Here is a 17,469-nt window from a genome sequence, read left to right as displayed (position 1 = left end):
GGCTGGTGGTCGTGCCGGACCGGACCGGGCGCGCGAGGAGGACGAGGCAGCATGTCGATGACCGGCGGCCAGTGGGCCGCGATGCAGTCGATGACCAAGGGCCGTGAGCTGAAGGGTCAGCGGCTGGCGAAGGGGACCACCCGGCGGGTGCTGGGCTACGCCCGGCCCTTCCGCGGCACCATCGCCGCCTTCCTGCTCGTCGTCGCGCTCAGCTCGGCGACCGTGGTCGCCGTGCCGCTGCTGCTGCAGCGCCTCATCGACGACGGGGTGACCCCCGGGGACCGGGGCGTCGTCATCACCCTGGCGCTGCTCGTCGCCGGCATCGCCCTGCTCGAGGCGGTGACGACGCTGGTCCAGCGCTGGTTGTCGGCGAAGGTCGGGGAGGGCCTGATCCTGCACCTGCGCGAAGAGGTCTTCGACCACGTCGTGCGCCAGCCGATCGCCTTCTTCACCCGTGCCCAGACCGGCGCGCTGGTGACCCGGCTCAACAACGACGTCATCGGCGCCCAGCAGGCCTTCACCACCGTGCTGTCCTCCGTGGTGAGCAACGCCATCGCGCTGGTGCTCATCGTCGGCGCCATGCTCACCCTCTCCTGGCAGCTGACGCTGGCGGCGCTGCTGCTGGTGCCGCTCTTCCTGCTCCCGGCGCGGTGGATGGGGCGCCGGCTGGCCGAGCTCACGCGCGAGCAGATGAACCTCAACGCCGACCTCGGCTCGCAGATGACCGAGCGCTTCAACGTCGGCGGCGCGCTGCTGGTGAAGATCTTCGGCACCCCGGAGCGCGAGGTCGCCGAGTACGCCGACCGGGCCGAGCGGGTCCGCGACATCGGGGTACGGATCGCGGTCAACCGGGCGCTCTTCTTCGTGCTGCTGACCCTGGTCGCCTCGCTGGCCACCGCCATGGTCTACGGGGCCGGCGGCCTGCTCGCGGTCGAGGGACAGATGACCGTCGGCACGCTGCTCGCCCTGGCCGCGCTGCTCGCCCGCCTCTACACCCCGCTGACCGCGATCTCCAACGTGCGGGTGGACATCCTGACCGCGCTGGTCTCTTTCTCCCGGCTCTTCGAGGTGCTCGACCTGCGCGGCACCGTGCGCGAGGCGCCGGACGCCACCGCGCTGCCGACCGGCGAGGCGCTGTCCGTCGAGCTCGAGGACGTCCGCTTCGCCTACCCCTCGGCGGACGAGGTCTCGCTGCGCTCGCTGGAGGCGCGCACCACCGGCGACCGGGCCGGGTCGGGCCCGGTGCTCGACGGGGTGTCCCTGCGGGTCGAGCCCGGGCGGATGGTCGCCCTGGTCGGGCCGAGCGGCGCCGGCAAGACGACCACCACGGCCCTGGTCTCCCGGCTCTACGACCCGACCTCTGGCGTGGTCCGGATCGGTGGTCAGGACCTGCGCACCGCCACACTGGCGTCGGTGGCGGCGACCGTCGGCACGGTCACCCAGGACGCGCATCTCTTCCACGACACGATCCGCGCCAACCTCGCCTACGCCCGGCCCGACGCCACCGAGGGGGAGATGATCCTCGCCCTCAAGGACGCCCAGATCTGGTCGCTGGTCGCCGGTCTGCCGGCCGGGCTGGACACGATCGTCGGTGACCGTGGCCACCGGCTCTCCGGCGGCGAGAAGCAGCGCCTGGCGATCGCCCGGATGCTGCTCAAGGCCCCGCCGGTGGTCGTCCTCGACGAGGCCACCGCCCACCTCGACAGCGACTCCGAGGTGGCCGTGCAGCGGGCGCTGGACACCGCCCTGGAGGGGCGCACGGCGATCGTCATCGCGCACCGGCTCTCCACGGTGCGGGCGGCCGACGAGATCCTCGTCGTCGACCAGGGCCGGGTGGTCGAGCGCGGCACGCACAGCGCGCTGCTCGTCGAAGGTGGGCTCTACGCGCACCTGCACGAGACCCAGCTGGCACCGGGGGAGAGCGCCCAGCCGGCCTGACAGCCCGCCAGGACCGAGGGCTCAGCAGGCCCGCGTACCCAGCCGGGCCGTCGTCAGCCGTCCTCCTCGTCCCAGATCCGCACCTTCTTCGGCCTCGGCTCCCGCGCCGGCAGGCCGGCCTCGACCCGTGCCTCGCGGCGCAGCGCGACGAGGACGAAGGCGATCGCCGCCGGGATGCCCAGCCACCACTGGATCGCGTAGGCCAGGTGCGGGCCGATCCCGGTGTCCGGCTCCTCCAGAGGCGTGGGGCGCTCGGCGCTGGCCCCGCCCGAGGCGCCCAGCGGCTGCTCGTCCTGCATGATCACGTAGCCGCCGAGCACGTCCCCGCCGACCCGGTCGGCGAGCTGGTCGAGGTTGATGCTGGCGACGAGGTCGTCGGGCATGTCCCGGTCCAGGTCGGGCTCGCCGGGACGGACCCAGCCGGTGACCTCGACCTCGCCGGTGGGTGGCTCGGGCACTTCCGGGCGCACCTCGGCGCCCTGGGGCGAGTTGGCGACCCAGCCCCGGTCGACGATCAGGGTGCGGCCGTCCTCCAGCCGGAGCGGGACGAGCACCTCCGAGCCGTAGCCGTCCTCGTGCGGGCGGTTGCGGGCCAGCACGGTCTGCGCGACGTCGTAGGTGCCGGTCGCCTCCACCCGGCGCCACTCCTCGTCGATCGGCACCGGGTCCTGCCCGAGCACCTCCTCCACCGGGACGGCCGGGGCGGTGTAGTGCGCCTCGACCCGGTCCGCGCGGGCCTGCTTGGTCTCGTAGCGGTCCCACTGCCACTGGCCGAGCAGGAGGAAGGCGACGCAGGCCACGGCGACGAGCGAGAACCACCCCAGCCAGCGCGGGGTGAGGGCCAGCCGGAGCATCAGCCGGCGCCCTCCGGGATGTCCTCGACGGCGCAGGTGCGCACCGGGAAGGCGCGCAGCGCGAGGTGCTCGCGCAGCACCTCCTCGTGCTCGTCGCAGGCCAGCCACACTTTCGTGCGGTCCTGCGCGTGGATCCGCGGGTTGCGCCACAGCACGGCCCGGGTCGCGGCCGCGCCGCAGCCGCGGCGGCTGCAGATGAGGTGCCCGCCGTCGGGGGCGGCGCTCATCCCGCGTCCAGCTGCCGCCGGTGGTTCACGGCCACCGTCTGCGGCAGCGGGGCGCCCGGGTGGCGGACGGTGTTCGCCAGGACCACCGCGACGTAGGGCAGCAGCACGGCCAGGGCGACGCACGTCCAGCGCACCCACCCGTCGGTGACGAAGGCGGCCACGAAGCAGAGGGTGCGGATGCCCATCATGACGAGGTAGCGCCGGGTCCGTCCGGCCCGTTCGTCGCGCGCCGACACCGGCGCGCTGGTGACGGACTGCACGGGCGAGGTGGACACCCCTTCACCCTACGCGCCCCCGTCGCGCCACACCCGTCACCCCATTATCGGGTTACCCGATAATGCGCCGGTCCCCGGAGAAGGCTTCCCCGGCGAGCGAGAGGTTCTCGACGTCCGGTGAGGGGCTCGAAGGGGGTGAGGGCGAGCGCCGGTGACCGGTCCCGGCCACCGCTACCGGGGGGTAGTGCTCTAGCGTCTGGGGTAGCGACGTGACGCACGCCACGTCGCCATCGAGCTGAGGAGGAACGGGCCATGAGTCGGGTGCTGGTCACCGGCGGCAACCGCGGCATCGGAGAGGCGGTCGCCCGGCGACTGCTCGACGACGGGCACCAGGTGGTGGTGACCTCCCGCTCCGGCGACCCCGTGGACGGGCTCGACGTCGTCGCCTGCGAGATCACCGACGGGGACTCCGTGGACGCCGCCTTCACCGCCGCCGAGGGGATCCTCGGCGGCCCGGTCGAGGCGCTGGTCGCCAACGCGGGGGTCACCCGGGACACCCTGCTCATGCGGATGAGCGACGAGGACTTCGAGGCTGTTGTCGACACCAATCTCGCCGGGACCTTCCGCTGCGTGCGCCGCGCGGTCACCGCGATGGTCCGTGCCCGCTCCGGCCGGATCGTGCTGCTCTCCAGCGTCGTCGGCCTCTACGGCTCGCCCGGCCAGGTGAACTACGCGGCGAGCAAGGCCGGTCTCGTCGGCATGGCCCGCTCGGTCACCCGCGAGCTCGGTGCCCGCGGGATCACCGCCAACGTCGTCGCCCCCGGCTTCGTCGAGACCGACATGACCGCCGAGCTGCCGGAGAAGACGCAGAAGGAGTACCAGGCGGCGATCCCGGCCCGACGCTTCGCCCGGCCCGACGAGGTCGCCGGCGCCGTCTCCTTCCTCGTCTCCGAGGACGCCGGCTACATCTCCGGCGCGGTCATCCCGGTCGACGGCGGCCTCGGCATGGGGCACTGACCGGCCCCGACGGCAGCCCGCACGCGACCACGCCCGTCCCGGCCGACCACCCACGACCCCGGCCGCCTCGCCGCCCCCCATCCCGACGAAAGGCCCCCCGATGCTCCACGGCAAGACCCTCCTCATCACCGGCGTGCTCATGGAGTCCTCCATCGCCTTCCACGTCGCCCGGCTGGCCCAGGAGAACGGCGCCACCGTGATCCTCACCTCCTTCGGCCGCACGATGAAGATCACCCAGGCCATCGCCCGTCGGCTCCCGGAGCCGGCGCCGGTGATCGAGCTCGACGTCCAGGACGAGGAGCACCTGGCCACCCTCGCCGACCGGCTCGGTGAGCACTGCGACCAGCTCGACGGGGTGCTGCACTCGATCGGCTTCGCACCGGAGGGCGCTTTCACCTTCCTCGACGCGAGCTGGGAGGACGTCGCCACCGCGATGCACGTCTCCGCATACTCCCTCAAGGCGCTCGGCGTGGCGGCCCTGCCCCGGATGCGCGACGGGGGCAGCATCGTCGGCCTCACCTTCGACGCCTCCTTCGCCTGGCCGGTCTACGACTGGATGGGCGTGGCCAAGGCGGCCTTCGAGTCCACCAGCCGCTACCTCGCCCGCGACCTCGGACCGAAGGGGGTGCGCTGCAACCTCGTCGCGGCCGGCCCGATCCGGACCACCGCGGCCAAGTCCATCCCGGGCTTCGAGCAGTTCGAGGAGATGTGGGACAGCCGGGCGCCGCTCGGCTGGGACGTCGAGGACGGCCGCCCGGCCGCGCAGGCCTGCGTCGCGCTGCTGTCCGACTGGTTCCCGGCGACGACCGGCGAGATCGTGCACGTCGACGGCGGCGTGCACGCGATGGGCGCCTGAGCGCCCGCGCCGTCAGCGCATCCCGAGCACGTCCAGCACCGCGTCGAGCCGCGGCTCGGTGATGCTGACGTCGGCGGCCTCCCGCACCGCGGGCTTGGCGCAGAAGGCGACCCCGAGCGCGGCTGCCGCCATCATGTCGAGGTCGTTGGCGCCGTCGCCGACCGCGACGGTGCGCCCGGCCGGGATGCGGTGACGCTGCGCGACCTCGCGCAGGAAGCGTGCCTTGGCGGCCCGGTCGACCACCTCGCCGTGCACCCGGCCGGTGAGGCGCCCGTCGGCGACCTCGAGCGCGTTGGCCCGGGCCTCGGTGATCCCAAGGTCGGCCGCCAGCGCGCCGACGACCTCGATGAAGCCGCCGCTGACCAGCCCCACGACGTGCCCGCGCTCCTGCAGCGTGCCCACGAGCTCGCGGGCCCCCGGGGTCAGCCGGGCGGCCGCGCGCACCTGCGCCAGCGCCTCGACCTCGACACCGGCCAGCGTAGCCACCCGGGCGTGCAGGCTCTGGGGGAAGTCGATCTCGCCACGCATCGCCGACTCGGTCACCGCCGCCACCTGGTCCCGGGTGCCGGCGTGCTCCGCGAGCAGCTCGATGACCTCGTCCTGGATGAGCGTGGAGTCGACATCCATGACGAGCAGGATCGGCTCGTCACCGCGCAGCGAGGCGGGCAGGGTGGGGGCGGCAGGCTCGATCACACCGGCGACCGTAGCCGCCGCAGCCCGGCTCAGCTCAGCCCGTCTCGCCAGGCGAGGAGGTCGCGCAGCGGTCCGAGGTCGTGGTCCGGCCCGTCGGTGCCGTAGGTGAGTAGCCGGGTGCCGACGTCGTAGAGCGCCTGCGCACCGGCGGCGTAGTCGGCCACGTCCTCCGGCAGCCGCCCCGGGGTGGGTGAGACGCCCGCGGAGCGCTCGATCTCCGCCGGGTCGCGGCCCACCCGCCGGCACCAGGAGTCGAGCACCTCGTGCTTGCGGGCGATCTGCGCGGCATCGCCGAAGCCGTGCCAGATGGTCGCGTGCTCGGCCACGATCCGCAGCGTCTTGCGCTCCCCGCCACCACCGATGAGCACCGGGATGTCCCGGGTGGGCGGCGGGTTCAGCCGGGCCCACCGCTGCTCGATGAGCGGCAGGTCCCGGGCCAGGGCGTCCAGCCGCTGGCCCGGGGAGGTACCGAACTCGTAGCCGTACTCGTCGTAGTCGCGCTCGAACCAGCCGGCGCCGAGGCCGAGGATGAGCCGCCCGTCGCTGATGTGGTCGACGGTGCGGGCCATGTCGGCGAGCAGCTGCGGGTTGCGGTAGCTGTTGCAGGTGACCAGGGCGCCGATCTCCACCTTCTCGGTCGCCTCGGCCCAGGCCCCGAGCACGGTCCAGCACTCGAAGTGCTTGCCGTCGGGGTCGCCGTGCAGCGGGAAGAAGTGGTCCCAGGTGAAGACGACGTCCGCGCCGGCCTCCTCGGCGGCCGCGACGGCGCGGCGGATCTCGGCGTAGTCGGCGTGCTGCGGCTGGATCTGCACCCCGATCCGGACGTCGCTCACGTCAGCCCGTCGTCCGGGGAGACGGTCACCTCCTGGCCCTTGCCGATGACCGTGATCCCGGAGTCGGTGACGACGAAGCCGCGGGCCTCGTCCTCCTCCCGGTCGTAGCCGATGCGGGTGCCGTTGGGGATCTGCACCGACTTGTCGATGATCACCTTGCGCAGGCTGCAGTGCCGACCGATGTCGACCTCGCCGAGGATCACCGAGTCGTCGACGGTGCTGAAGCTGTGGATCACGGTGCCGGGGGAGAGCACCGAGTTGTGCACCCGGCCGCCGGAGACGACGACCCCGGGGGAGACCAGCGAGCTCAGGGCCTCGCCGACCCGGTTGCCCTGGCCGTGCACGAACTTCGCCGGCGGGTGCTGCCCGTAGTGGGTGTAGATCGCCCAGTCGGAGTTGTAGAGGTTGAAGACCGGGTGCACCGAGGTGAGGTCCATGTGCGCGTCGTAGTAGCTGTCGATGGTGCCCACGTCGCGCCAGTAGCCGCGGTCCCGGTCGGTGCTGCCGGGCACCTCGTTGTCGGAGAAGTCGTAGGCGTACGCGCCGCCCTGCGCGACGAAGGCGGGCACGATGTCGCCGCCCATGTCGTGCTTGCTGCCCTCGGTCTCGGCGTCGGCGCACACCGCGTCGATGAGCGCGTCCGTGGTGAAGACGTAGTTACCCATGGAGGCGTAGACCTCCTGCGGGTTGTCCGGCAGCCCCACGGCATCGGTCGGCTTCTCCCGGAAGGCCTGGATCTTGCGGGGGTTCTCGGCGTCCACCTCGATCACCCCGAACTGGTCGGCCATCTCGATCGGCTGGCGGATCGCGGCGACCGTGCACCCGGCTCCGGACTCGATGTGCTGGTCGACCATCTGGCTGAAGTCCATCTGGTAGACGTGGTCGGCGCCGACGACCACGACGATGTCCGGCCGCTCGTCGTTGATCGCGTTGAGCGACTGGTAGATCGCGTCCGCGCTGCCCATGTACCAGCTCTTGCCCATCCGCTGCTGGGCCGGGATCGCGGCGACGTAGTTGCCCAGCAGCGTGGACATCCGCCAGGCCCGGCTGACGTGCCGGTCGAGGCTGTGGCTCTTGTACTGGGTGAGCACGACGACCTTCATGTACCCGGAGTTGATGACGTTGCTCAGGGCGAAGTCGATGAGCCGGTAGATCCCACCGAAGGGGACCGCCGGCTTGGCCCGGTCCGCGGTCAGCGGCATGAGCCTCTTGCCCTCACCCCCGGCCAGCACGATCGCGAGAACCCTGGGCTGTCCGTGGCTGCGCATGGCACCCTCCTTGGCTGGTCCGTCGACGGCGGCGTCGCTCAGCCCCAACGTACTGCCCCGAGCCCTAGTCTGGGCGGGTGCGCGTCGACATCCTCAGCAAGGAGTACCCGCCGGCCATCTACGGGGGAGCGGGGGTCCATGTCGCCGAGCTGACCCGGGCCCTGCGCAGCCGTGGTGACCTCGACGTGCGGGTGCGCTGCTTCGGCGACCCGCGCGAGGAGGAGGGCACCACCGGCTACCCCGACCCGCCCTCGCTGCAGGGGGCGAACGCCGCCCTGGTGACGATGGGCGTCGACCTGGCCATGGCCGGCGGCTGCGAGGGGACCGACCTGGTGCACTCGCACACCTGGTACGCCAACTTCGCCGGGCACACCGCCTCGCTGCTCCTGGACGTCCCGCACGTCGTCAGCGCGCACAGCCTGGAGCCGCTGCGCCCGTGGAAGGCCGAGCAGCTCGGCGGCGGCTACCGGCTCTCCTCGTGGGTCGAACGCACCGCGTACGAGGCCGCTGCCGGCGTCATCGCGGTGAGCGACGGGATGCGACGGGACATCCTGCGCAGCTACCCGGCGACCGACCCGGGCCGGGTGCACGTGGTGCACAACGGGATCGACAGCCAGCTGTGGCAGCGGGCCGAGGACCCGGACGTGGTGCGCCGGCACGGCATCGACCCGGACCGGCCGGCGGTCATCTTCGTCGGGCGGATCACCCGGCAGAAGGGGCTGCCCTTCCTGCTGCGCGCCGCCCAGGAGCTGCCGCCGGAGGTCCAGCTCGTGCTCTGCGCCGGGCAGCCAGACACCCCGGAGATCCGGGCCGAGGTCGAGGCGCTCATGGACGAGCTGCGGGCCACCCGCGACGGGGTGGTCTGGATCGCCGAGATGCTCCCGCGGGCCGAGGTGATCGCGCTGCTGTCGGCGTCGACGGTCTTCGCCTGCCCGTCGGTCTACGAGCCGCTGGGCATCGTCAACCTCGAGGCGATGGCCTGCGACCTGCCGGTGGTCGCCACCGCCACCGGAGGCATCCCCGAGGTGGTCGTCGACGGCGAGACCGGCTGGCTGGTGCCGATCGAGCAGGTCGACGACGGCACCGGCACCCCGGTCGACCCGGACCGCTTCGTCGCCGATCTCGCGGCCGCGCTGACCGCGGCGGTGACCGACCCCGAGCGGGCGCGGGAGCGTGGCCTGGCCGGGCGGCGTCGGGCGGTCGAGGAGTTCTCCTGGGCGACCATCGGCGACCGGACGCTGGAGGTCTACCAGCAGGTGCTCGGCTGAGCAGTCGTCGGCTGGTCGCGGGATCACCGGGGCTCTCAGGCGCCGGGCTCGGCGGACCTCGGCGGTCGAGCGGACGTCGGCTCAGCGGGCCGGCACCCAGCCGGCGATGGCCGCGCAGGCGGCGTTGGTGACCTCGGCGAGCACGCTGTCGGCCTCGCGGCCGAGCCGGCGCAGCACCCCGTCCCGGGCCGCGCGTGTCGCGGCGTCCAGGGCGCCGTCGGGCTGGTTCAGTCCGAGCTCGGCGACCACCGCGGCGGTGCCCGCCGAGACGATCACCCGACGGGCCCGCTCCCCGAGGCTCTCCGGCAGCGCCCAGTCCCCGCCGAGGCGGGCGTCGGCGACCTCCCGGGCCATCTCCCCGGCGAAGGGCTGGCCGCCCAGCCGTTCGCCCTCCATGGTCGCCTCGCGCACCGCCTGCTGGAGCCGTCGCTCCAGCTCGCCGGGGTCCAGCGCCTCGATCCGGTGGGTGGGCACCGGGTCTGCCTCGTGGGCCATCCAGTCCAGCCGGTAGCCCTGGGCGCCGGGGGAGCCGAAGGTGGAGCCGTGCGGGACGAGCATGCCGCCGATGCCGGGGACGAAGACGGCCTCGCCGCCGTCGACGGCGTCCTGCAGCGCCACCGGGCCGGTGCGTGGCAGCCCGGTGACGTCGCCGGGGGAGGGGAGCGCGACCAGCAGGGCACCCTCGCCGAGGTCGTGCCAGACCCGCAGCTGCTCGACCAGCCCCTCGACGTGGTCGACGTCGGGGAGGGCGCGCTGCAGGGCCCCGGCCAGCGGCATCGCGCCGCTCCACGCGTGCGTCACCCAGAGCGCGACGCGGACGGAGGCAGGCATCTCGGGCATCTGACCGATCGTAGGCGGTGCCGGTTAGGGTCGGGGCCATGAGTGACGTCCTCGCCTTCGCCGGTGTCTACGTCGTGCGGAGCGGGTCGCGGCTGCTGCGCGACGTCGACTGGGAGGTCGAGGAGGGGCAGCGCTGGGTCGTGCTCGGCCCGAACGGTGCCGGCAAGACGACCCTGCTGCAGCTCGCGGCGGGGCGGATGCACCCGACCTCCGGGGTCGCCGGGGTGCTCGGCGAGGTCCTCGGCGCCACCGACGTCTTCGACCTGCGGCCGCGGATCGGTCTGGCCTCCTCGTCGCTGGCCGAGGGCATCCCCGCCCAGGAGCGGGTCGTCGACGTCGTCGTCACCGCCTCGTGGGGGGTCGTCGGCCGGTGGCGCGAGTCCTACGACGACCTCGACCACGACCGGGCGCGTGAGCTGCTCGTGGCCCTGGGCGCCGAGCACCTGCTGGAGCGTCGCTACGGGACGCTGTCGGAGGGGGAGCGCAAGCGGGTGCAGATCGCCCGGGCGCTGATGACCGACCCGGAGCTGATGCTGCTCGACGAGCCGGCCGCCGGCCTCGACCTCGGCGGTCGGGAGGACCTGGTCGGTCGGCTGGGCGCGATCGCCGCCGACCTCGAGGCGCCCGCGCTGGTGATGGTCACCCACCACGTCGAGGAGATCCCGCCGGGCTTCACCGACGTGCTGCTGCTGCGCCAGGGCGAGGTGGTCGCCCAGGGCCCGCTGGAGCTGACGCTGACCCAGGAGAACCTCTCGGCCACCTTCGGCCTCGATCTCGTCCTGGACCGGCACGGCGACCGCTGGGCCGCCCGCGCCCGCTGAGCCCCTTCCCTCCCGCGGCTACTCCTTCTCCGCAGCTGCACTTCAAGCCGCAACTGCACTTCAAGCCGCAACTGCCTAGGCAGCTGACTTCGCTCACCTTGCAAGATGAGCAAACTCAGCTGCCTAGGCAGTTGCGGGTCTGGTGGGCGTGCGGGGTCGGCCGACCGGGGAGCTTCCGGGGTGCTGCGGACGAAGGGGGGTGGGGCAACGGTGTGGTCACGTCTGGGCTGGTCGGGGCACCGGGGTGCGGTCGGACGGGCAGGATCGGGCACGATGGGCCGGTCGCGCCGACCGGGCGACGACCGACGACGAAGGGGGCGGGCATGGACTGGCTGAGCGACAACCTCTGGTTGGCGTGGATGGGCCTCGTGCTCGTGCTCGTCGCCGTCGAGGCGGTCACCGTCGACTTCGTCTTCGTCATGCTCGCCGGCGGCGCCGCCGTCGGTGCGCTGGCCGCCGCCCTCGGTGCCCCCGTGGCCGTGCAGGTGGTGCTCGCGGTCGTCGTCGCGCTGCTGCTCGTCGGAATCGTCCGGCCGCTGGTCAAGCGCCAGTTCATGGACTCCGAGGCCTCCCACGGCATCGGCTCGGCCGCCCTCACCGGACGGCTGGCCCGGGTGGTCGAGACCGTCACCGAGACCGACGGCCGGGTCAAGCTCGCCGGAGAGATGTGGAGCGCCCGCGTCCCCGACGGCGAACCCCCGTGCGCCCCCGGTGAGGAGGTGCGCGTCGTCGCCATCGACGGGGCCACCGCGATCGTCACCAACCAGCCGCTCGCCTGACCCGCTCACCGGCGGGTCCGCCCGCCGACCACGAAGGACCGGCCCCGCCGGTCCGCTCACCGAAAGGACCGACGCATGGGACTCGGAGTCCTGATCTTCCTTGCCGTCCTCGTCGTCTTCGCACTGGTCATCCTCTTCAAGACCGTGCGGATCGTGCCGCAGCAGACCTCGCTCATCATCGAGCGGCTGGGTCGCTACTCGCGCACCCTCGAGGGCGGCATCCACATCCTCGTGCCCTTCGTCGACAAGGTGCGCGCCAGCATCGACCTGCGCGAGCAGGTGGTCAGCTTCCCGCCGCAGCCGGTGATCACCAGCGACAACCTCGTCGTCAACATCGACACCGTCATCTACTACACGGTCATCGACTCCAAGCGCGCCGTCTACGAGATCGCCAACTTCATCCAGGGCATCGAGCAGCTGACGGTCACCACGCTGCGCAACGTCATCGGTTCCCTCGACCTGGAGCAGACCCTCACCAGCCGTGACCAGATCAACGGCCAGCTGCGCGGGGCGCTGGACGAGGCGACGGGCCGCTGGGGCATCCGGGTCAACCGGGTCGAGCTCAAGGCGATCGACCCGCCGATGAGCGTCCAGGAGTCGATGGAGAAGCAGATGAAGGCCGAGCGCGACCGGCGCGCGGCCATCCTCAACGCCGAGGGCGTCAAGCAGTCCCAGATCCTCACCGCCGAGGGTGAGAAGCAGAGCCAGATCCTCCGCGCCGAGGGTTCGGCCCAGGCCCGCATCCTCGAGGCCCAGGGTCAGGCCCGGGCCATCCAGCAGGTCTTCGACGCGATCCACCGCGGCAAGCCGACGCAGAAGCTGCTCGCCTACCAGTACCTGCAGGTGCTGCCGCAGATCGCTCGCGGCGACTCCAACAAGATGTGGGTCATCCCCAGCGAGCTCACCGACGCGCTGCGTGGCATCGGCGGCTCCCTGGGCAGCAAGGCCCCGGACCTCGGCGACGACGACGAAGGGTGGGTGGAGCCGGACCGCCCGGAGGACAACCCCTTCGACGACACCATCCTCGAGGACCCGGCCCAGGCGCTGAAGGAGGCCCGCGGCCAGGCCGGGCAGGCCAGCCGCGAGGCCACCGAGCACGCCACCCCGGTCGGGCGGGTCCAGCCGAGCTCCAGCCGCGGCGGGGACGTGCCGGACCCGACCCCCGCGTCGGCCCCGCCTGCGGCGCCCTTCCCGGCCGACCCGGCACCTACCGGCCCGGCCGGACCCCCGCCCGGCAGCAGCCAGGGCAGCCCGCCGCCGTCCGGCCCCCCGGCCGACGTCCCGCCGCCCACCCCGCCCGCGGGCCCGGGCACGGACGACGACACCCGGCCCCGCTGACCCGGCGCGCAGCGCCGACCACCGGGCCCCGGTCGACACCCGGTCACCCACGTAGGGTGACCGGGTGTCGTGGTGGGAGGTGCTGCTGGTCGTCGTCGTCGGCGTCTGGGCCGGCGGCATCAACACCGTCGTCGGCTCCGGCACCCTGGTCACCTTCCCGACGCTCATCGCGCTCGGCGTGCCCCCGGTGACCGCCAACGTCTCCAACAACATCGGCCTCGTCGCCGGCGGCATCTCCGGCACGGCCGGCTACCTGCCCGAGCTGAAGGGGGCCGGCCGCTTCGTCGCCCGGCTGGTGCCGATGTCGGTGCTCGGCGCGGTCACCGGCGCCCTGCTGCTGCTCGTGCTGCCCGAGGAGGCCTTCGCCTCGGTGGTGCCGGTGCTCATCGCGCTCGGGGTGCTGCTCGTCGTCACCGGCCCCCGCATCCAGCGATGGGCCCGGGGCCACCATGACGAGGACGGGCGCGCGCCGGCCTGGCACCTCGTGGCGCTCATGGTCGGGGTGCTCGTCGCCGGCGTCTACGGCGGCTACTTCGGTGCCGCCCAGGGCGTCATCCTCATGGGGCTGCTCAGCGCGCTGAGCAGCGAGCCGCTGCAGCGCCTCAACGGGATCAAGAACGTCCTCGGCACGGTCGTCAACGCGGTCGCGGCGCTGATGTTCGTCCTCGTCTCCCCGGAGCTCGTGGACTGGAGCATCGCCGGGCTCATCGCCGTCGGTGCCCTGATCGGCGGGGTGCTCGGGGCGAAGGTGGGTCGCCGGCTGCCGCCGAACGCGCTGCGTGCGGTGATCGTCGTCATCGGGATCGTCGGCATCGTGCGCATGGTGTTCTTCGGGTGAGCACCACCCTGCTCCTGCTCGGCCTCGCCGTGCTGCTGGGCACCGTGGTGCAGTCCACCCTCGGCTTCGGCCTGGCGGTCGTCGCGGCGCCGGCCATCATCGTCGCCGAGCCGGAGCTCATGCCGACCTCGCTGCTGCTGCTCGGCTTCGCCCTGCCCACGATGCAGCTGCTCACCCAGCCCCGCGACATCGCCTGGCGGCTGCTGGGCTGGGCGCTCGGCTGGCGGCTGCTGCTCACCGCACCGGGCGTGTGGCTGGTCGCGGTGCTGCCCGCGGCCGGGATCGCCGCGGTCGTCGGGGTGCTCGTGCTCGTCTCGGTGGTGCTCTCGCTGGTCCGGCTGGAGGCGACCGCGACGCCGCGCAACGCGGCGCTGGCCGGCGCGATCACCGGGGTGTCCGGGACGGCCGCGGCGATCGGCGGCCCGTTCTTCGCGCTGGTGCTGCAGCACGAGGCCCCGGACCGGATCCGCTCGACCCTGGCCGCCTTCTTCGTCGTCGGCTCGACGGGGTCGCTGGCCGGGCTGGCCCTCGCTGGCCAGGTCACCGGGGACCAGCTGCGGGCCGGGCTCGTCTGGCTGCCCTTCCTCGTCGTCGGGCTGCTGCTGTCCGGGCCGGTGCGCCGGCACGTCGACCAGCGTCGGATGCGCGCCGGGGTGCTGGCGCTGTGCGTCCTGGCCAGCGTCGTCGTCCTGGTCCGCGCGGCGCTGTCCTAGGCTGCCGCGGTGCCCACCGAGATCACCGACCCGGACGACCCGCGGCTGCGGGACTACGTCAGGCTCACCGACGTGAAGCTGCGCACGGCGCTGGAGCCCGAGGGCGGGCTCTACATCGCCGAGTCGGCGAAGGTGATCCGCCGCGCCCTGGCCGCCGGGCACCGCCCCCGGTCGCTGCTCATGGCACCGCGCTGGCTGGAGGACCTCGCCGACGTCATCGACACGGTCGAGCAGGGCGGCGCGCCGGTCTACGTCGGCGACCCGCGGGTCATCGAGACGGTCACCGGCTACGACGTGCACCGCGGGGCGCTGGCGTCGATGCACCGGCCGGCGCTGCCCTCGGTGGAGGCGACCCTGGCCGAGGCCCGGCGGGTGCTGGTCATCGAGGACGTCGTCGACCACACCAACGTCGGCGCGATCTTCCGCAGCGCCGCCGGGCTCGGCACCGACGCCGTGCTGATCACCCCGCGCTGCGCCGACCCCCTCTACCGGCGCGCGGTGCGGGTGTCGATGGGCACCGTCTTCCAGGTGCCGTGGACCCGGATCGACCCCTGGCCCGGCGGTGCAGACGTCCTGCGCGGGCTCGGCCTCACGGTCGCCGCGCTCGGCCTGGGGGAGCACGCGGTGCCGCTCGACCGGCTCGCCACGGACCCGCCGGAGCGGCTGGCGCTGGTGCTCGGCACCGAGGGCGACGGGCTCTCCCGGGCGACCATGACCGCCGCCGATCTGACGGTGACCATCCCGATGGCCGGAGAGGTCGACTCGCTCAACGTCGCGGCGGCCGCCGCCGTGGCTGCCTGGGCGCTGCGCGCCTGATGACCATCAGGAGCAGTGATCACCAGGGGGCATGGTGACCGCCGTCCATGAGGGAAACCTCATGCACGTTTCATGACCAGCGGGTGAACGCGGCGTAGCGTCACCGGCCATGAACGCCCCGCTGACCATCGTCGTGAACCCACCCGTGGTCCGCGGCGGGCGGGTCGGCTTCTCCTGGACCCACCCGGGCGGGTCGGCGCTGCAGCGGCGCACCCGGTGGCGGGCCCACTTCGTCGGGGTCCGGCTGGACCGGCTGCCGCGGGCGGCCATCTGGGACGTCTTCCTCTCCCTGCAGCTGCGGGTGTGGGCCGGCGAGCCCGGACCGGTGACCGTCGTCCTGCCCGAAGGGGTCCCGGCCGCCCAGCGGGAGTGGTGGACCGCGATCCACGGCAGCGACCACGTCACCCTGCAGACGAGCGGCGACCCCCTGCCGTCGACACCGGCGCCGCCGACCCGCCCCGGGCGGATCGCCGTCTCCTTCGGCGGCGGCAAGGACAGCTCGCTGGCGCTCAGCGTGCTGCGCGGCTCCCGCCGTCGGCGCGACGTGCTCCCGGTGCACGTCATCCAGCACTCGGCCAACGCCCGGCGCGCCCGGCTCGAGACCGCGCTGCGCTCGGCGCTGCTCGTCGTGCTGCCCACCGCCGTGGCGACCCGGTCGGCGGTCCGGGTCGTCGACAACGACTTCCTGGCCACCCTCACGGCGGCCGGCCGACGGCGGGCGCCGCACGTCAACTTCTACGGCCCGGCCCTGCTGCCGCTGCTCATGGCCGAGGGCGTCGAGACGATCACCTTCTCCCGGACCGCGGCCGGCTACCGCAGCACCCCGAGAGCCGACGGTTCGTTGCGCTTCTCCAACCCCACCGGCAGGCGAGAGCAGCTCGAGGCGACCAGCGACTACCTCGCCGCGGTGCACGGCTATCCGCTCTCCCTGCAGGGCACCCACGAGGCGATCAGCGAGCTGGTCTCGTACACCGCGCTGGCGGCGCTCGACCCGGCCGCCGCCCGACGGGTGGTGATGTGCATGCGCACGACCAGGATGCGCCGCTGGTGCCTGGCCTGCAGCAAGTGCCTCGAGCACGGGCTCTTCGCCCTGGCCACCGGCGTGCAGGGCCGCGGCTTCGACCCGGAGCGCGCCTTCACCTCACCGCGAGCGCAGCGGCTGGCGGAGGCCGCCCGCCGCAGCGCGGGCGAGCGGACCGCCTGGGGGATCGCGCCCTACCACCCCGAGATCGGGACGCGCACCCACTTCGCGTCCTTCTGCCACGCGCTGCACCGGGCCGGCCTCCGGCTGGGTCCGGAGCGGATGACGGCCACGCCCGGGCTGCGGAACCTGCGGGACATGCACGCCGCGTGGGCGCGCCCCTTCCCGGGGGCGGCGACGATCGACCCGGACGCGATCACCGCGGCCGCGCCGCTGGCCCAGGAGGTGGCCCGCGCCGCCCTGGAGGTCGTGCCGGCGCGCACCGACGCCCAGCTCGCCCGCCCGGGCCTCCGCGACGAGCCTCGGATGCTCGTCGGGGACGAGCCGGCCGGCGCCCACCACGGCGCAGTGATGCCGACGCCGCGGCTGGACGCCTGGCGTCAGCGGTGGGTCAGGCCGGCTCCTGGTACGTCCCGGTGAGGGTCGCCCGCCCGATCGTCGAGAAGAGGTAGGTGAAGGCCGCCACCGTGCAGGTGGCCGAGCCGTCGAGCCCCAGCTCGTCGGGCTCGGCGTCGAGGGCGTGCACGGCGAAGACGTAGCGGTGCGGGCGGTCACCGGCCGGGGGAGCGGCGCCGTAGAACGCCTGGGCCCCGGTGTCCGCGGTCGTCATGAAGGCCCCCTCGGGCAGCCCCGCGCCGCCCTCGGCGCCGGCGCCGGTCGCCAGCGAGGTCACCTCGGCCGGGATGCCGAGGACCGTCCAGTGCCAGAAGCCGGCCGGGGTCGGGGCATCGGGGTCGAAGCAGGAGACCGCGTAGCTCTTGGTGCCCTCGGGGGCGCCGCTCCAGGCCAGCTGCGGGCTGGTGTTGCCCGCCGCGCCGACCTGGTCGTCGGGCAGCGTGCCGCCGTCGGCGAAGGCCTCGCTGGTCAGCTCGAAGGAGGGGACCTCCGGCAGCAGCGCGTACGGGTCCGGTGCGGTCGGGCGGGAGTTGAGATCCATGGTCCCGACCCTAGGTG

Annotated in this window: 19 protein-coding genes; 11 read left to right on the top strand and 8 right to left on the bottom strand. The window is 73.5% G+C overall.

Going from position 1 to position 17,469, the window contains the following annotated elements; genetic code table 11:
• Positions 1-51 precede the first annotated feature (51 nt).
• Positions 52-1,938: an ABC transporter ATP-binding protein gene (locus BJY28_RS13220; protein ID WP_179463415.1), complete on the top strand. Its 1,887-nt coding sequence runs from the start codon at positions 52-54 to the stop codon at positions 1,936-1,938.
• A gap of 53 nt (positions 1,939-1,991) precedes the next feature.
• Here BJY28_RS13220 and BJY28_RS13215 read toward each other — a convergent pair whose 3' ends face one another.
• Genes BJY28_RS13215 through BJY28_RS13205 form a run of 3 tightly spaced genes read right to left on the bottom strand, consistent with a single transcriptional unit; the run spans position 1,992 to position 3,294 of the window.
• Entirely contained in the window at positions 1,992-2,792 is an 801-nt protein-coding gene (locus BJY28_RS13215; RefSeq protein ID WP_179463414.1) for an SURF1 family cytochrome oxidase biogenesis protein, read from the bottom strand.
• Positions 2,792-3,019, bottom strand: coding sequence for a hypothetical protein (locus BJY28_RS13210; protein WP_179463413.1), 228 nt, complete (start codon positions 3,017-3,019; stop codon positions 2,792-2,794). The genes BJY28_RS13215 and BJY28_RS13210 overlap by 1 nt, the downstream gene beginning before the upstream one ends.
• Complete coding sequence (locus BJY28_RS13205; protein ID WP_179463412.1) at positions 3,016-3,294, bottom strand: DUF3099 domain-containing protein; 279 nt, start codon at positions 3,292-3,294, stop codon at positions 3,016-3,018. Before BJY28_RS13205 ends, BJY28_RS13210 begins: the two co-directional genes overlap by 4 nt.
• A gap of 252 nt (positions 3,295-3,546) precedes the next feature.
• On the opposite strand from BJY28_RS13205, the gene fabG reads away from it, so the two are divergent.
• The gene (gene fabG, locus BJY28_RS13200; RefSeq protein ID WP_179463411.1) at positions 3,547-4,251 is read left to right on the top strand and encodes a 3-oxoacyl-ACP reductase FabG; all 705 of its coding nucleotides are present in this window, start codon (positions 3,547-3,549) and stop codon (positions 4,249-4,251) included.
• A gap of 100 nt (positions 4,252-4,351) precedes the next feature.
• The gene (gene fabI, locus BJY28_RS13195) at positions 4,352-5,107 is read left to right on the top strand and encodes an enoyl-ACP reductase FabI (RefSeq protein WP_179463410.1); all 756 of its coding nucleotides are present in this window, start codon (positions 4,352-4,354) and stop codon (positions 5,105-5,107) included.
• Positions 5,108-5,119: 12 nt separating this feature from the next.
• On the opposite strand, the gene serB is transcribed toward fabI, so the two are convergent.
• The 3 genes from serB to glgC are packed head-to-tail and all read right to left on the bottom strand — an operon-like array spanning position 5,120 to position 7,901.
• Complete coding sequence (serB, locus tag BJY28_RS13190) at positions 5,120-5,800, bottom strand: phosphoserine phosphatase SerB (protein ID WP_343037113.1); 681 nt, start codon at positions 5,798-5,800, stop codon at positions 5,120-5,122.
• A gap of 29 nt (positions 5,801-5,829) precedes the next feature.
• Entirely contained in the window at positions 5,830-6,633 is an 804-nt protein-coding gene (locus BJY28_RS13185) for an LLM class F420-dependent oxidoreductase (RefSeq protein WP_179463409.1), read from the bottom strand.
• Positions 6,630-7,901 (bottom strand): glucose-1-phosphate adenylyltransferase, encoded by a 1,272-nt coding sequence (gene glgC / locus BJY28_RS13180; RefSeq protein ID WP_179463408.1) that lies wholly within the window; start codon positions 7,899-7,901, stop codon positions 6,630-6,632. The genes BJY28_RS13185 and glgC overlap by 4 nt, the downstream gene beginning before the upstream one ends.
• 77 nt (positions 7,902-7,978) lie before the next feature.
• Here glgC and glgA point away from each other — a divergent pair, with 77 nt between their 5' ends.
• Positions 7,979-9,169 (top strand): glycogen synthase, encoded by a 1,191-nt coding sequence (glgA, locus tag BJY28_RS13175; protein WP_179463407.1) that lies wholly within the window; start codon positions 7,979-7,981, stop codon positions 9,167-9,169.
• Positions 9,170-9,250: 81 nt separating this feature from the next.
• Here the strand turns inward: glgA and BJY28_RS13170 are convergent, their stop codons facing one another.
• Positions 9,251-10,009 carry a hypothetical protein gene (locus BJY28_RS13170; protein ID WP_179463406.1) on the bottom strand — a complete coding sequence of 253 codons (759 nt, stop codon included), beginning with the start codon at positions 10,007-10,009 and terminating at the stop codon, positions 9,251-9,253.
• A gap of 38 nt (positions 10,010-10,047) precedes the next feature.
• Here BJY28_RS13170 and BJY28_RS13165 point away from each other — a divergent pair, with 38 nt between their 5' ends.
• The 7 genes from BJY28_RS13165 to BJY28_RS13135 all read left to right on the top strand — a co-directional run bounded on the left by BJY28_RS13165 (position 10,048) and on the right by BJY28_RS13135 (position 16,935).
• Positions 10,048-10,830 (top strand): ABC transporter ATP-binding protein, encoded by a 783-nt coding sequence (locus BJY28_RS13165; protein ID WP_179463405.1) that lies wholly within the window; start codon positions 10,048-10,050, stop codon positions 10,828-10,830.
• Between the two features lie 323 nt (positions 10,831-11,153).
• Positions 11,154-11,609, top strand: a complete 456-nt coding sequence (locus tag BJY28_RS13160; protein ID WP_179463404.1) for an NfeD family protein — start codon at positions 11,154-11,156, stop codon at positions 11,607-11,609.
• A 75-nt stretch (positions 11,610-11,684) separates the two neighbouring features.
• A complete protein-coding gene (locus BJY28_RS13155; protein ID WP_179463403.1) occupies positions 11,685-12,947 on the top strand; it encodes an SPFH domain-containing protein in 1,263 nt (420 codons plus the stop codon).
• 64 nt (positions 12,948-13,011) lie between these two features.
• Positions 13,012-13,785, top strand: a complete 774-nt coding sequence (locus tag BJY28_RS13150) for a TSUP family transporter (protein ID WP_179463402.1) — start codon at positions 13,012-13,014, stop codon at positions 13,783-13,785.
• The gene (locus BJY28_RS13145) at positions 13,782-14,498 is read left to right on the top strand and encodes a TSUP family transporter (protein WP_179463401.1); all 717 of its coding nucleotides are present in this window, start codon (positions 13,782-13,784) and stop codon (positions 14,496-14,498) included. Before BJY28_RS13150 ends, BJY28_RS13145 begins: the two co-directional genes overlap by 4 nt.
• Before the next feature lie 9 nt (positions 14,499-14,507).
• The gene (locus tag BJY28_RS13140) at positions 14,508-15,314 is read left to right on the top strand and encodes a TrmH family RNA methyltransferase (RefSeq protein WP_179463400.1); all 807 of its coding nucleotides are present in this window, start codon (positions 14,508-14,510) and stop codon (positions 15,312-15,314) included.
• A gap of 109 nt (positions 15,315-15,423) precedes the next feature.
• The gene (locus BJY28_RS13135) at positions 15,424-16,935 is read left to right on the top strand and encodes a hypothetical protein (protein WP_179463399.1); all 1,512 of its coding nucleotides are present in this window, start codon (positions 15,424-15,426) and stop codon (positions 16,933-16,935) included.
• On the opposite strand, the gene BJY28_RS13130 is transcribed toward BJY28_RS13135, so the two are convergent.
• Positions 16,907-17,452, bottom strand: coding sequence for a YbhB/YbcL family Raf kinase inhibitor-like protein (locus BJY28_RS13130; RefSeq protein WP_179463398.1), 546 nt, complete (start codon positions 17,450-17,452; stop codon positions 16,907-16,909). The two genes, BJY28_RS13135 and BJY28_RS13130, sit on opposite strands and share 29 nt — an antisense overlap.
• Positions 17,453-17,469 lie beyond the last annotated feature (17 nt).

The sequence above is a fragment of the Janibacter alkaliphilus genome (genome assembly GCF_013408565.1).
GTDB classification, from domain to species: domain Bacteria; phylum Actinomycetota; class Actinomycetes; order Actinomycetales; family Dermatophilaceae; genus Janibacter; species Janibacter alkaliphilus.
This window is presented reverse-complemented; position numbering and strand designations above follow the sequence as displayed.